14 protein-coding genes are annotated in these 12,357 nt (G+C 65.6%); 4 read left to right on the top strand and 10 right to left on the bottom strand.

Annotated elements, in window-relative coordinates; all coding sequences use genetic code 11:
• Positions 1–145: 145 nt before the first annotated feature.
• The 4 genes from SMA01S_RS20620 to SMA01S_RS25230 all read right to left on the bottom strand — a co-directional run bounded on the left by SMA01S_RS20620 (position 146) and on the right by SMA01S_RS25230 (position 4,986).
• Positions 146–1,471: a cytochrome c gene (locus tag SMA01S_RS20620; protein WP_066826880.1), complete on the bottom strand. Its 1,326-nt coding sequence runs from the start codon at positions 1,469–1,471 to the stop codon at positions 146–148.
• Between the two features lie 3 nt (positions 1,472–1,474).
• Positions 1,475–3,667, bottom strand: coding sequence for a xanthine dehydrogenase family protein molybdopterin-binding subunit (locus tag SMA01S_RS20615; RefSeq protein ID WP_066826878.1), 2,193 nt, complete (start codon positions 3,665–3,667; stop codon positions 1,475–1,477).
• Positions 3,651–4,103: a (2Fe-2S)-binding protein gene (locus tag SMA01S_RS20610; RefSeq protein ID WP_066826876.1), complete on the bottom strand. Its 453-nt coding sequence runs from the start codon at positions 4,101–4,103 to the stop codon at positions 3,651–3,653. The genes SMA01S_RS20615 and SMA01S_RS20610 overlap by 17 nt, the downstream gene beginning before the upstream one ends.
• Positions 4,104–4,404: 301 nt before the next feature.
• Complete coding sequence (locus tag SMA01S_RS25230; protein WP_066826874.1) at positions 4,405–4,986, bottom strand: YdeI/OmpD-associated family protein; 582 nt, start codon at positions 4,984–4,986, stop codon at positions 4,405–4,407.
• 106 nt (positions 4,987–5,092) lie between these two features.
• Here SMA01S_RS25230 and SMA01S_RS20600 point away from each other — a divergent pair, with 106 nt between their 5' ends.
• Together SMA01S_RS20600 and SMA01S_RS20595 are read left to right on the top strand one after the other, a co-directional pair.
• Complete coding sequence (locus tag SMA01S_RS20600; protein ID WP_066826872.1) at positions 5,093–5,434, top strand: PadR family transcriptional regulator; 342 nt, start codon at positions 5,093–5,095, stop codon at positions 5,432–5,434.
• Position 5,435: 1 nt separating this feature from the next.
• Positions 5,436–6,410, top strand: a complete 975-nt coding sequence (locus SMA01S_RS20595) for a hypothetical protein (RefSeq protein WP_066826869.1) — start codon at positions 5,436–5,438, stop codon at positions 6,408–6,410.
• A gap of 70 nt (positions 6,411–6,480) precedes the next feature.
• Here the strand turns inward: SMA01S_RS20595 and SMA01S_RS20590 are convergent, their stop codons facing one another.
• From SMA01S_RS20590 to SMA01S_RS25320, 4 genes are all read right to left on the bottom strand, one after another.
• Positions 6,481–7,338, bottom strand: coding sequence for a sigma-70 family RNA polymerase sigma factor (locus SMA01S_RS20590; RefSeq protein ID WP_066826867.1), 858 nt, complete (start codon positions 7,336–7,338; stop codon positions 6,481–6,483).
• Positions 7,338–7,832 carry a carboxymuconolactone decarboxylase family protein gene (locus SMA01S_RS20585; protein ID WP_066826865.1) on the bottom strand — a complete coding sequence of 165 codons (495 nt, stop codon included), beginning with the start codon at positions 7,830–7,832 and terminating at the stop codon, positions 7,338–7,340. Before SMA01S_RS20585 ends, SMA01S_RS20590 begins: the two co-directional genes overlap by 1 nt.
• 126 nt (positions 7,833–7,958) lie before the next feature.
• On the bottom strand, positions 7,959–8,891 hold the full coding sequence (locus SMA01S_RS20580; RefSeq protein ID WP_066826863.1) for a TolB-like translocation protein: 933 nt from the start codon (positions 8,889–8,891) through the stop codon (positions 7,959–7,961).
• Between the two features lie 76 nt (positions 8,892–8,967).
• Positions 8,968–9,588: a TetR/AcrR family transcriptional regulator gene (locus SMA01S_RS25320; protein WP_066826861.1), complete on the bottom strand. Its 621-nt coding sequence runs from the start codon at positions 9,586–9,588 to the stop codon at positions 8,968–8,970.
• Positions 9,589–9,741: 153 nt separating this feature from the next.
• Here SMA01S_RS25320 and SMA01S_RS20570 point away from each other — a divergent pair, with 153 nt between their 5' ends.
• Positions 9,742–10,209 carry a hypothetical protein gene (locus SMA01S_RS20570; protein ID WP_066826859.1) on the top strand — a complete coding sequence of 156 codons (468 nt, stop codon included), beginning with the start codon at positions 9,742–9,744 and terminating at the stop codon, positions 10,207–10,209.
• Positions 10,210–10,225: 16 nt separating this feature from the next.
• Here SMA01S_RS20570 and SMA01S_RS20565 read toward each other — a convergent pair whose 3' ends face one another.
• Complete coding sequence (locus SMA01S_RS20565; RefSeq protein WP_066826857.1) at positions 10,226–11,257, bottom strand: NAD(P)H-dependent flavin oxidoreductase; 1,032 nt, start codon at positions 11,255–11,257, stop codon at positions 10,226–10,228.
• A 44-nt stretch (positions 11,258–11,301) separates the two neighbouring features.
• Here SMA01S_RS20565 and SMA01S_RS20560 point away from each other — a divergent pair, with 44 nt between their 5' ends.
• Positions 11,302–11,718, top strand: a complete 417-nt coding sequence (locus SMA01S_RS20560) for a secondary thiamine-phosphate synthase enzyme YjbQ (RefSeq protein WP_066826856.1) — start codon at positions 11,302–11,304, stop codon at positions 11,716–11,718.
• A 30-nt stretch (positions 11,719–11,748) separates the two neighbouring features.
• On the opposite strand, the gene SMA01S_RS20555 is transcribed toward SMA01S_RS20560, so the two are convergent.
• Positions 11,749–12,342 carry an acetate uptake transporter gene (locus SMA01S_RS20555; RefSeq protein WP_157094066.1) on the bottom strand — a complete coding sequence of 198 codons (594 nt, stop codon included), beginning with the start codon at positions 12,340–12,342 and terminating at the stop codon, positions 11,749–11,751.
• Between the last annotated feature and the right edge of the window lie 15 nt (positions 12,343–12,357).

Here is a 12,357-nt window from a genome sequence, read left to right as displayed (position 1 = left end):
GGGGCAAACTCACGTCATCACGCTTTAGGTCGGCCACGATCCCTGCTCCTGAATGGGGACCATGGTGACATGGGCAGCATCCCTTTTCTACGGGTTGGGATCCGAGAATTTTGCGTATCGCGTAAAGGAAAGGCGCCGCCGTCCTTCAGTTTTGCCGCCGCAAACGAGCAACCTCCTTTGGCGTAATGCTCGACTTTGCGGCGCCGAAACGAGCTGTCACATAGTTGGCGACCGAGGCGATTTCCGTATCGGAATAGGATGCGGCGAAGCCCGGCATATAAGGGCGACCGGTGCCGGGGTTGCCGGTGCCGTTGAGGATCATCGCCGCCACGTTTGCCGCCGTCGGATCGTTGACCGCGCGCACGCCGGTCAGTCGGGCCTCCTCGACGATCGCTCCGGCGCCGGTCCAGGCATGGCAACTGGCGCAGCTGCCCTCGAACACCCGCTTGCCGACCGGGTTGTCGATCGACGCGAGCTTGGGCGAGGCGGGTGCCGGACCGGCGGGTTGCGGCGAGCGATCGCTGCGAATGGCAGGCACCGTCTTCAGATAGGTGATGATCGCGACGAGATCGGACCTGGTCAGTTTCGACAGGCTCAGCGACACCGCTTCGCCCATCGGGCCGGACGCGCCGCCGCGTCCCTGCGCGTGACCGGTCGACAGATAAGAGGCGAGCGCCGCATCGCTCCAGCCGCCGATGCCGCTGACGCGGTCGCTGGTGATGTTATAGGCATTCCAGCCTTCGGCGACCCCGCCCGCGAACTTGCTGCGCTGGTCGAGCGCCTGCATCAGGTTTCGGGGCGTATGGCATTCGCCGCAATGCCCGGTCGCCTCCACCAGATAGGCGCCGCGGTTCCACACGGCGCCCTGCTCGCGCACCGGGCGGAAGCGCTTGTCGCTGTTGAAGAAGGCCGACCAGACTCCCATCAGCCAGCGCTGATTGAACGGGAAGCCGAACGTATTGGGTTTGTTCGGCTGCTTCACCGGGGGAAGCGAGAACAGATAGGCCTTGATCGCCAGCACGTCGGCGTCGGTCATCATCGTATAGGAAGCGTAGGGAAAGGCGGGATAGAGATGTGATCCATCGGGCGCGATGCCCTTGTGCACGGCATTGAGGAATTGCGTGTCGGTCCATTTGCCGATCCCGGTTTCCGGATCCGGCGTGATGTTCGGGGTATAGATCGTCCCGAACGGAAGGACGAACGGCCGTCCACCCGCGAACGGTTTCCCGCCTTTTGCCGTATGGCACGCCTCGCAATCGGCCATCCGGGTGAGATAGTCGGCGCGTGTCCGCGGATCGGCATTGGCAAGTTCGGCCGGCACGCCGGTCAGCGTCTTGTCCGGATAGCTGGCCAGCTCCACCTGGGTGCCGCCGGCAAAGCTGTAGGGACCGGGCTGGAAGACCATGCGGCCGACGATCGCTGCCACGAGCACGACGATCGCGCCCGCCAGAAGCAACAGGTTCCGCCGCATCGTTCAGGCTCCCTTCGCGATGAGCGCTCGGTCGATCGGCATGCGCGTGAGCTGCACGCCGGTTGCCGCATAGACCGCATTGGCGACCGCCGGCTGCGTGACCACGGTTCCCGGCTCGCCGATCCCGCCCGAATTCTCCGTGCTCGGCACGATGTGCACCTCGATCGCCGGCATCTCGTCGATGCGGAGGATGCGATAATCGTTGAAATTGCCTTGCTCGACGGCGCCTCCAGCGAAGGTAATCTTGCCGAACAAGACCGCCGACAGACCAAAGACCGCCCCGCCTTGGATCTGCGCTTGAAGGATATCGGGGTTGATGACCTTGCCGACATCGGCGGCGATCACGAGGCGGGTGACGTTTACGTCTCCCTCGTCGCTCACCGCCACGTCGGCGACAGCGGCGAGATAGCTGCCAAAGGCGTTCATCAGCGCGATCCCCCGCCCGCGCCGTGCGCCGGAAGGAAGAGATGGCGCTGGCGTACCCCAGCCGGCCTTGTCCGCCGCGAGATTCAACACGCCGAGCGCCCGCGCGTTCTTTTCGAGCAGACCACGCCGGAAGGCGAGCGGATCGACGCCGGTCTTGCGCGCGATCAGGTCCATGAAGCATTCGATCGCGAAGATGCTGCCATTCGGGCCGACACCACGCCAGAAAGCCACCGGCACAGCGCTTTCGTGGCGGACAAATTCGACCAGTCGATCGCCGACAGCGTAGGGCACCTCGGCTGCCCCATCGACTGCATCGCTATCGACACCGTCCTTGAACGCCGGCGGCAGCCAGTGCGCCAGGACCGATCCGCCGGTGACGCGATGATGCCAGGCCGTGATCCGCCCGTTTTCCAGCCGAGCCTTCAATCGTTCGTGATAGAGCGGGCGATAGAGTTGCTGGCGGATATCTTCTTCGCGCGACCAGATCACCTTGAGCGGCCCATCGACTTTGGCGGCGATCCGCACCGCCTTGATCACGCCGTCGACCTCAAGCCGGCGGCCGAAACCGCCGCCGATCAAATGATTGTTGATCGTTACCTTGTCGGGCGTGATGCCCAGCGCCTTGGCGGCGCCGGCCTGGGCGAAGCCCGGCACCTGCGTCCCCGTCCAGACCTCGCAAGCACCGCCTTGCACATGCACGGTGCAATTGGTCATCTCCATCGGCGCATGGGCGAGATAGGGGAGCTCGTAGCTCGCTTCGAACAACGTGCCGTCCTTGAGCTTGGCGAGCGCGTCGCCTTCCTTCTTGGCCACGGCTCCCGGGCCCTGCGATGCCTTCTCCAGGTCGGACCACAAGGTCGCCTGATCGAGCCCGGCATTGGCCCCGGGCGCCCAGTCGATCGCGAGCGCGTTTAGCCCCTGCATCGCCGACCAGGTGTTGTCGGCGACGACCGCGACGAGATCGTCGAGCACGATCACCTGCTTGACGCCGGGGACGGCGAGCGCCGGCGCCTGATCGACATTGCCGACCTTGCCGCCGAGCACCGGCGAAGACCGCAACGTCGCGAACTTCATGCCCGGCAGTATCACGTCGATGCCGTAGACGGTCTTGCCGATCGCCTTGTCCGGCGTGTCGATGCGATGCACCGGCTTGCCGATCAGGCGGAACCGGCCCGGATCCTTGAGCGCGACCTCGGTCGGTGGTTTCAACCGCGAAGCGGCGTCGGCCACCTCGCCATATCGCAGCGAACGGCCGCTCGGGCCATGCGTGATCACGCCATTTTCAGTAGAGAGGCTGGCGGGGTCGACCCGCAACCGCGCAGCGGCGGCCGCCACCAGCAGAGCGCGTGCGGTCGCGCCCGCTCTTCGCAGCGGCGCGCTCCACGCCATGGTCGTGGTCGATCCGCCGGTGGCCTGCACGACGAACACCGGGCTGCCGTAATTGGCCTGATCGGGCGGTGCGTGCGCGGCGACCACCTTGTCGAGCGCGACGTCGAGCTCCTCGGCGATGCACTGGCTCTGCGACGTATAGACGCCCTGGCCCATTTCCACCGCCGGCAGGGTGAAGGTCACACGGTCGTCGGGTGCGATATGGATGAAGGCGTTGAAGCGCTGGCCGGTCGGCACCGGCTCGGGCGCGCTCGCGGTGGCCGCGCGCGCCGCGGCCCAGGGCAGCTCGATCGCGATCAGCAATCCGGCAGCGAACGCGCCCCCGCCCGAGAGGATCGAGCGGCGCGACAGCCCAGCGGCGGCCTCAGGAGCGGGCGGCATGCTTGATCCCCTCGCGGATGCGCACATAGGTGCCGCAGCGGCAGAGATTGCCGGCCATCGCCGCATCGATATCGGCATCGTCAGGCGCGGGATTGCCGGCCAGCAGGGCGGCCGCCGACATGATCTGTCCCGGCTGGCAATAGCCGCACTGGATGACCTCCAGATCGATCCAAGCTTTCTGGATCTTCGCGCCTGCGGAGGTGTTCCCGATGCCTTCGATCGTCGTGATCGCGCGGTTGCCGACGCGACCGACCGGGAGCTGACACGATCGGACGGCGACGCCGTCGAGATGAACCGTGCATGCTCCGCATTGGGCGATCCCGCAGCCGAACTTTGTGCCGGTCATCCCCAGCACGTCGCGCAACATCCACAGTAACGGCATATCGGATGGAACGTCGACGTCGCGCTTTTCGCCGTTGATCGTGAACTCGGGCATCGACCTGCCTTTCGCCTATCCTAGTGGATGCGAAACGCCCGGGTCGGGAGCTACCCCGGTTCCGGGCACGCACACAATTCCAGCACGAACACTGCGCCGGGGATTATCATCCGCGGCCGGGTGTAGCGATAGATCATTCCGCAGCTCGGCGCACGGGAAGATTCACCACACCGACGGCCAGATGAACATGGCATGCCGCTCGACTGCCCTGGCTGAGCGGCGGTCGATCGTGAATCGGGCTGCCGCCCTCCACGAGCGGAAGGCCATTGGCCAAAAGAGGCCCTTTCCACATCCACCCCGCTCAATGAACCGTCTCCCCCCGGCGGCACATCGCGACGAACTTCTCGATCCGCGCCGCCCGCGTCTCCGCTTTCTTCGCCGTCTGCACCCGATACAGGATGGCATAGCGGTTGGCTCCGGTCAGCGTGTCGAAGAACGCCCGCGCCGCCGGCTCCGCGTCCAGTGCGGCCTTCAAATCCTCCGGCTCTTCCGCGGTCGAGGCTGGGGCATAGGCCGTATCCCATCGCCCATCGGCCTTGGCTGCCTCGATCTCCGCCAGTCCCGCCGGCGCCACGCGACCGTCCGCCACCAATTGCTCCGCGCGCTTGCGGTTGTTCTCCGACCATTTGCTGGTGCGCTTGCGCGGGGTGAAGCGGGTCAGGAACCAGGCCTCGTCATATTTGTCGATCTGGCCGTCGATCCAGCCATGGCACAAGGCGGCGTCGATCGCCTGCGCCTTGGTCAGGCTCGAGGCGCTATTCCCTGCCTTGGCGATCTTCAGCCATATGCCGGCGGCCTTCCCACCCTGCGCCGCCAGCCAGGCCTCCCACGCCTGGGCATCGGCAAAGTCCAGCACCGGTAACCCGCCGCGTTCGGCTTCCATTTTCTGTCTCCACCGCCCTTTCGCTTCCTCTTGGCATGGCGCGACTTGACAGCTCAATTACTGTGTATCACACAGTGTATGTCACACACTATGTGAAGCACAGCTCATGCCAGTCGATGATGACATATTCGAAAAATTGCGCGTCGAGCTTCGGCGGGGATCGCTGGTGCTCGCCGTGCTCGGGGCGCTGCGCGAGGAGCGCTATGGCTATACCTTGCGCCAGTCGCTCGAGGATGCCGGGCTGCTGATCGACGAAGGCGCGCTTTATCCGCTGCTGCGTCGGCTCGAATCGCAAGGCCTGTTGATCAGCGAATGGCGCGAGGAGGCCAAGCGCACCAAGCGCTTCTACCGCCTCTCGGTCGACGGCACCGACACGCTCGCCGCGCTGCTCCACGAATGGAATGCGATCTCCGATTCGATCCTGCGCCTTACCGAAAAGGACAAATGAGATGGACCTGATCGACCGCTATCTCGCCGCGATCGCGCGGCGCCTGCCCGCGGACAAGGCCGACGATATCGTCGCCGAAATTCGCGATGACCTGCTGACCCGCCAGGAAGCGCGCGAGGACGCGCTCGGTCGTCCGCTCGACAAGAGCGAGGTGTCGGCGCTGATCAAGGATGTCGGTCACCCGCTGGTCGTCGCGTCGCGCTATCGGCCGCAGCAATATCTGATCGGGCCCGACGCCTTCCCGTTCTTCGTCGCGACTCTGCGCATCGTCGCGATGGTGCTGGTGCTCGCCTTCGCGGTCACGGCGGCGTCGAGCGTGGTGTTCGGCCACGCCGATATCGCCCATGCCCTCGGCCGCGCGATGTCCAACCTGTTCAGTTCGGCGATGCTCGCCTTCGGCACGGTCGCCGTGATATTCTATGCGCTCGAACGCACCGGTTTCCCCGCCGACCATCTCGCCAAATGGCGGCCCCAGGACCTGCCCGAGGTCAAGGACAAGCAACCCAATGTCTGGGGATCGGCGTTCGAGGTCGCGATCGGGGTCTATTTCATCCTGTGGTGGTGTGGGTTGGTGCCCTTCCCGACCTATTACGGCAACGTGAAAGGGCTGGTCCTCTTGCCCGATCCGGTCTGGGCCGCGGTCTGGTGGCCGGTGTTGGCGCTGATGGTCGCGCGGCTCGTCTACAACCTCATCCAGTGGCTGCGGCCGCGCTGGAAAGCGGTACTGGCGGTGCTGTCGGTCGCCACCGCGGCGGGCGGGCTCGGCCTGGCCTATGTGATCTATCAGGCCGGCCATTGGCTCACCGCGAGCGGCACGCTCCCCGCCGATCAACTGGCGGACATCGATCACGGCGTGAACATCGGCATCCATTGGGCGATCGTCGCGGTCGGCGCGATCACGGTGTTCCAATGCCTCCAGGAATTGTGGCGCCTCGCTACTTCGCGCCCGGGGATGATAACTGTGAAAGCTATCTGACCACGCTCTCGGGTTAGCGCTCGAAAGCGGCGGGGCGGCAGCGTCCCGCCGCGTTCGGCGTGTGCCGAGTCTATTGCAGATGCCGCAGCTTGTCGGGATTGCGCATCACATAGATCGCCGCGATCCGCCCGTCCTCGATATCGAGCGCGGTGGTTTGGAGATGGCCGCCGGCCTCGATCGTCACGAAACCGGGCAGCCCGTTGACGAAGGCCAGGCGGACCAGGGTCGAATAATCCGGCCCCAACCGGCCGATCACTTGCGTGAACAGGTCGATAGCAGCGTCTCGGCCGAGGATCGGGACCAACGCGCTCGGGCGCTTGCCGCCGCTATCGGCGTGGATGCTGACATCGGCGCTCAGCATCGTGCCCAGCGCGCGCACGTCGCCACTGCGCGACGCGGCGAAGAACGCCTCGGCGAGTTCGACGCCATGCTTCTTTTCGACCGCGAACCGCGGCCGGGCGTCGCGCACACGGGTCCGGGCACGTGCCGCGAGTTGACGGCAGGCGGCGGCATCGCGCTGCAGGATCGCGGCGACGTCGTCGAACGGCGCGCCGAACACGTCGTGGAGCAGGAACGCCGCGCGCTCGAGCGGGGACAGGCGCTCCATCACCAGCATCAGCGGTAACGTAACGTCCTCATCGCTATCCTCCTCGACGATCGGATCGGGGAGCCATGGGCCGACATAGTCCTCGCGCACCCGCCGCGCGACGCGCAGCTGGTCGAGGCATAGCCGCGTGACCGTGCGGCACAGGAACGCCTCGGGCGAGCGAACTTCGGCGCGGTCGGCCTTCATCCAGCGGATGAAGGCCTCCTGCACTACGTCTTCCCCGTCCGAGACCGAGCCCAGCATGCGGTACGCAATCCGCATCAGCTTGGGCCGCAGCGGCGCGAACGCCGCTGCCGCGCCGTCGAGCCCGGCATCGCCCATCAGGCCGCTGCCGCCAACGCCTTCTGCGCTGCCTGTGCGGCGCGGATAGTGGCGGCGTCAGCAAACAAACCGAATCCGACCGCGATGTGGTTCCAGCCGGTAATCACGTTGATCGTGATGGTCAGCTTGATCTGTTCTTCTTCGGTGAAATGCGCCTTGAGCGCTTCGTAGGCGTCCGTGCGATCGCGTCCCTCGGACAACCGGGCCATCGCCTCGCCCCAGCCGATTGCCGCACGCTCGCGGTCGCTGAAGCAGGGCGCCTCGCGCCAGGCGGCGAGCAGGTACAGCCGCTGTTCGGTCTCGCCATTCTCGCGCGCTTCTATCGTATGCAGGTTGATGCAATTGGCGCAGCCGTTGATCTGCGACACGCGCAGCTTGACCAATTCGGTCAGCGCGGGATCGAAATTGGCGGCAGCGGCGATTTCCAGCTGAGCACGCTGATAATCGCGCATCAGCGTCGGGGCGGCGCCGAACAGGTCGATGGTGTTCTTCATGGGAGGGGGTCTTTCCTGATTGGTGACGCCCTCAAGACGATCGGCGACCCTCCGAATGTGACATCGGCGTGCGATTTTTTTGCCTGAACTGAATGCGGTGGGCGACCGCCGCGCCCGTTGCCAGCGTCAACCCGCGCTGTCGCGACGATCCCGCAGCGCGTCGATCGTCAGCATCCAGACATTGGCGTTGCTGTTGTTCCAGCCCTGCATCCGCGCCAAATCGGCAACGACCTGCGCGCGAGATCGACCGTCTTTCGGCGCGATCGTGCGGCCGCTGGTGAAATAGAGCGTGCGGCCGTCGGGGCCGACATTCGCTTCGCCATCGTCGGCGCCGCCGTCGCCGGCATAGCGGATCGCGGTGGGCGCCGACCATCCGGCGGCGGTGCGCCAGGCGATGAACAGATGTTCGTGATCGTCGTCGAACGGCGGGCGGTTCTTGCTGCTGAAGATCAGATAATGCTGGTCGGGGGCGATATAGGGGTCGACGTCCGAATAGGTGCCGTCGCTAAACGGGAATTGCGTCGCTGGTCCATAGGTTCCGTCAGTCCGGCGCGAGACATAGAGGCGCCAGGCGGGTGCGCCCGCGCCGCCGCCGGCATCGGCCATGAAATAGAGGTCGCCATTGGCGGCGATGCTCGGCTTGAACACGCGCCGCGCGATATTGACGCTGGGCGGCAGTTCGATCGGCTGGCCCCAACCGCGCGCAGTGCGATCGACGCGATAGAGATGCGCCGATTTCTTGCCGACCCCCAAAGCTGGCGCGGGCCGTGTCGATTCGAAGATCACGTAGCGCCCGTCGGGCGACACAGCGGGCTGCTGGCTTGGATATTGATCGGCGAATGGCGCCAGCACGGGCCGCGTCCACGCACCCTTGACCTTGGTCGACATCACGATCGTCGACCAGGTTCCGTTCGACTGCTCGTAGAATAGAGTCGCGTCGTCGGGGGTGAAGCTCGGCGCGCCGTCATTGGCGGGTCCCGAAATGACATCGGGTGCGAACAGGCTCGGGACCGGCGCATCGGCCGGGGCGGAGCCGGCGGCGGCGACGAGCAACGGCATCAGGGCGATCAACGATAGTCCGCGTAATGGCATAAAGATCCTCTCGGTGAAGGAGCGGCAGGGGAGGTGATATTCGTCAGGTGGGTTCGACCGCAGTCCCGCTTGGCTGGCTCAGCGCGAGCAGCAATTGGTCGACCACGCGGCCGACATCGCGTTGCGCTTGTGTCGGATCGGCGGCGGTCGCCAGGAACAGCGCGCCTTCGCGAACCATGCCGAGCAGGACATGGGCTAGCGGCGGCACCGGCTGGGACGGGATCTCCCCAGCCGCGATCGCGCCGGACAACAGATGTTCGACCAGCGCCAGGCTGTAGCGGTCGCCGATCGCGCGCCAGCGTTCCCAGCCGAGCACCGCGGGCGCCTCGATCAGCGCGATCCGATGCACTTCGGGCTCGCGGCAGATTTCCAGCCACGTCCTCGTTCCGGCGCGTATCCGCTCGATCGGGGTGCCGTTGGGGGTGCCCGCGCCGATGCGGGCGATCGTCTCCTCCTCGATCGCCTCGAACACCGCGGCGAACAGGCCCTTCTTGTCCTCGAAATGATGGTAAAGCGCGCCGCGCGTGACGCCGGCTGCCGCGACGATCTCTTCGGCGCTGACCTCGGCATAGCTGCGTTCGGTAAACAGCGCCCGCCCCGCCGCGATCAACGCCCCGCGCGTGGCGGTCGTCCGTTCGGCTTGCGTACGGCGTTCTTTTTTCATACAGACTGTATGTATGTTTTTGAGTCGAGCACACGCCATTGTCGGCACCGCATCGCGAAGTGCAAGCCAAAGCCGATCGCATCCGTGCCGGCGATCTTGCCAAAGTCGGCGGGGCAGGGACCAAATATCCGTTTTCGTGAGGGAATTCGAACCATGGACAAGACGATCGACCTCATCCGCGCGGCGGTGATCGCCGGCATCGTCGCCGGCACGATCGACATCGGCGCAGCGGCGCTCATCAACCATGTCGGCCCGGCGCTGATCCTTCAGGGGATCGCGAGCGGGCTGATCGGGATGAAATCCTATGCCGGCGGCGCGGGTACCGTGACCCTGGGACTCGCGCTCCAGCTCGCCATGTCGATCGCGATCGCTGGCATCTACGCCGTCGCCGCGACACGCCTCGCCTGGGTATCGTCGCGCCCCGTTTCGGCCGGTCTAGCCTTCGGTCTCGGCGTGTTCGTCGTAATGAACCTGATCGTCGTGCCGCTGTCCGCGTTCGGCCCTAAGCCCGCGCATATCTCGCTGGTCTGGCTGCTGCTCAACGTCCTGGCGATGCTGGTGTTCGGCGTGATCGTCGCCATGATCGTCCGTTGGGGTTTGCGGCGGTCAGCAGCGGGGTAACCGGGCTGTGCGCCGGCTAGGCCGCGCGCTTCTCCAGCGCGTGCGCCGCATCGGCCATTAACTGCGCAATGATGTCGGCGACCGGCTCTTCCTTGGTCACCATGCCGACCGACTGGCCGGCCATCAGGCTGCCATGTTCGACATCGCCGTCGATCACCGCGCGGCGCAGCGCGCCCGCCCAATAATGTTCGATCTGCAATTGCGCCTCGGCCATCTCGACCGTGCCGTCGTTGAGCGATTGCGCGACTTCGAGCTGCTTGGCGGTGAACAATTCGGTCCCGGCATTCTTGAGCGCGCGGACCGGGATGACCGGTAGGCGCGGGTCGATCTGGACGCTGGCGACGGCGTCGCGGGCATTGGCGCGGAAGAAGGCTTTCTTGAAATTGGGGTGGGCGATCGATTCGGTGGCGCAGGCGAAACGCGTGCCGAGTTGCACGCCGGCTGCCCCCATGTCGAGATAAGCGGCGATCGCCTCGCCGCGGCCGATCCCGCCGGCAACGAACACCGGCACCTGTTCGGCAACTTCCGGAAGGATTTCCTGTGCCAGCACGCTGGTCGACACCGGGCCGATATGGCCGCCTGCTTCCATGCCCTCGACCACCAACGCGTCGACGCCCGAGCGGATCAGCTTCTTGGCCAGCGCCAGGGCCGGCGCGAAGCAGATCAGCTTGGCGCCATTCCCCTTGATCGCGTCGAGCGAGCCCGTCGGCGGCAGGCCGCCCGCCAGCACCACGTGGCTGACCTGATGCCTGCTGCAGACATCGATGAGGTCGAACAATTGCGGATGCATGGTGATCAAATTCACCCCGAACGGCTTCGAGGTGAGCGCCTTGGTCGCCGCGATCTCCTGGTCGAGAAGCTCGGGAGTCATCGCGCCGCACGCGATCAGCCCGAACCCGCCGGCATTGGACATCGCCGACACGAGGTGGCGTTCGCTGACCCAGGACATTGCGCCGCACAGGATCGCGACTTCGGAGCCGAGGAACTCTACGCCGCGCGCCATGCGCCGCTTGAGGCGCTCGGCGCCGATCGATGAAGGGGATGTCATGCGCCGACCTAGCCTTGCCCGGGGGTTTGGGGCAAGCCCGCGTCATGCGGCAGCAAACCACCGAACTGACGGCCGACACTCGCGGTCAGGGTCTTCATGACTGCACCGACGCAGTGCGGCGCTGGGTCGGCGGCACTGACATCGATAGCGGCCTGCTGACGATATTCATTCGCCACACCTCCGCATCGCTCATGATCCAGGAGAATGCCGCTCCCGCCGCGCGGCGCGATCTCGAGCGCTATTTCGCGCGGATCGCGCCGGAATCGCGCGAGTATGAGCATGACGACGAGGGACCGGACGACATGCCCGCGCACCTGCGTGCCGCGCTCACCCAGACCAGCCTGACGATCCCGGTGATCGGTGGTCGCCTGGCGCTGGGGACGTGGCAGGGGATCTATGTGTTCGAGCACCGCCGGGCACCGCATCGGCGGCACCTCGCGCTTCATCTTATCGGCGAATGAGCCTCGGCCCTGCGCTGGACGGTCCTAATGTCATGGAATGATAGGGCCACCGACGGGCACGACCGGTCGACCCCAGGACGCGTTGGTGACGAAGGCAAAGCTGCCGTACATCGCCAGCGATCCGCAAAGCAGGCCGAGCCAGCCGCCGAGATGACCCAGCGCAGGCTGCCCCAGCGCCGCACCCAGCCCCAGCAGGAAAAAAGTGGGCCAGAGCGTAAGGAAGATCAGGAAGACGATGCGCGCCAACCGAAAGGTGCTGACCCAAAGACCGAGCGTCAGCACGCCCCACAATATCAGCGCGACGCCAACGGTCGGACCCGCCGCCGAAATATCGATCATGTTGGTGTGCGCGAAAATCTGCAGCAGGCCGAACCAAAACCAAAAAGCGCCATAGCTCAGAAAGGCCGTCATTCCGAACGTGTTGGCAAGCCGGACTTCCAGCAAACCGGCGATGAGTTGGATCAGCCCGCCAAAGGCGAGCGCCAACGGCACGACCACGCCTTCGCCGCCCGCGGGAAGCATGCCGGCGTTGATCAGGCTGAGCAATATCGTCGTGAAGCCGAAGCCCACGAGGCCAAGGGCGGCGGGATTGGCTGGCGCCGGCACGGTGTTTGAATCAGGCACGAACCTCTCCCCCGA

The organism is Sphingomonas mali NBRC 15500 (assembly GCF_001598415.1).
GTDB classification, from domain to species: domain Bacteria; phylum Pseudomonadota; class Alphaproteobacteria; order Sphingomonadales; family Sphingomonadaceae; genus Sphingomonas; species Sphingomonas mali.
This window is presented reverse-complemented; position numbering and strand designations above follow the sequence as displayed.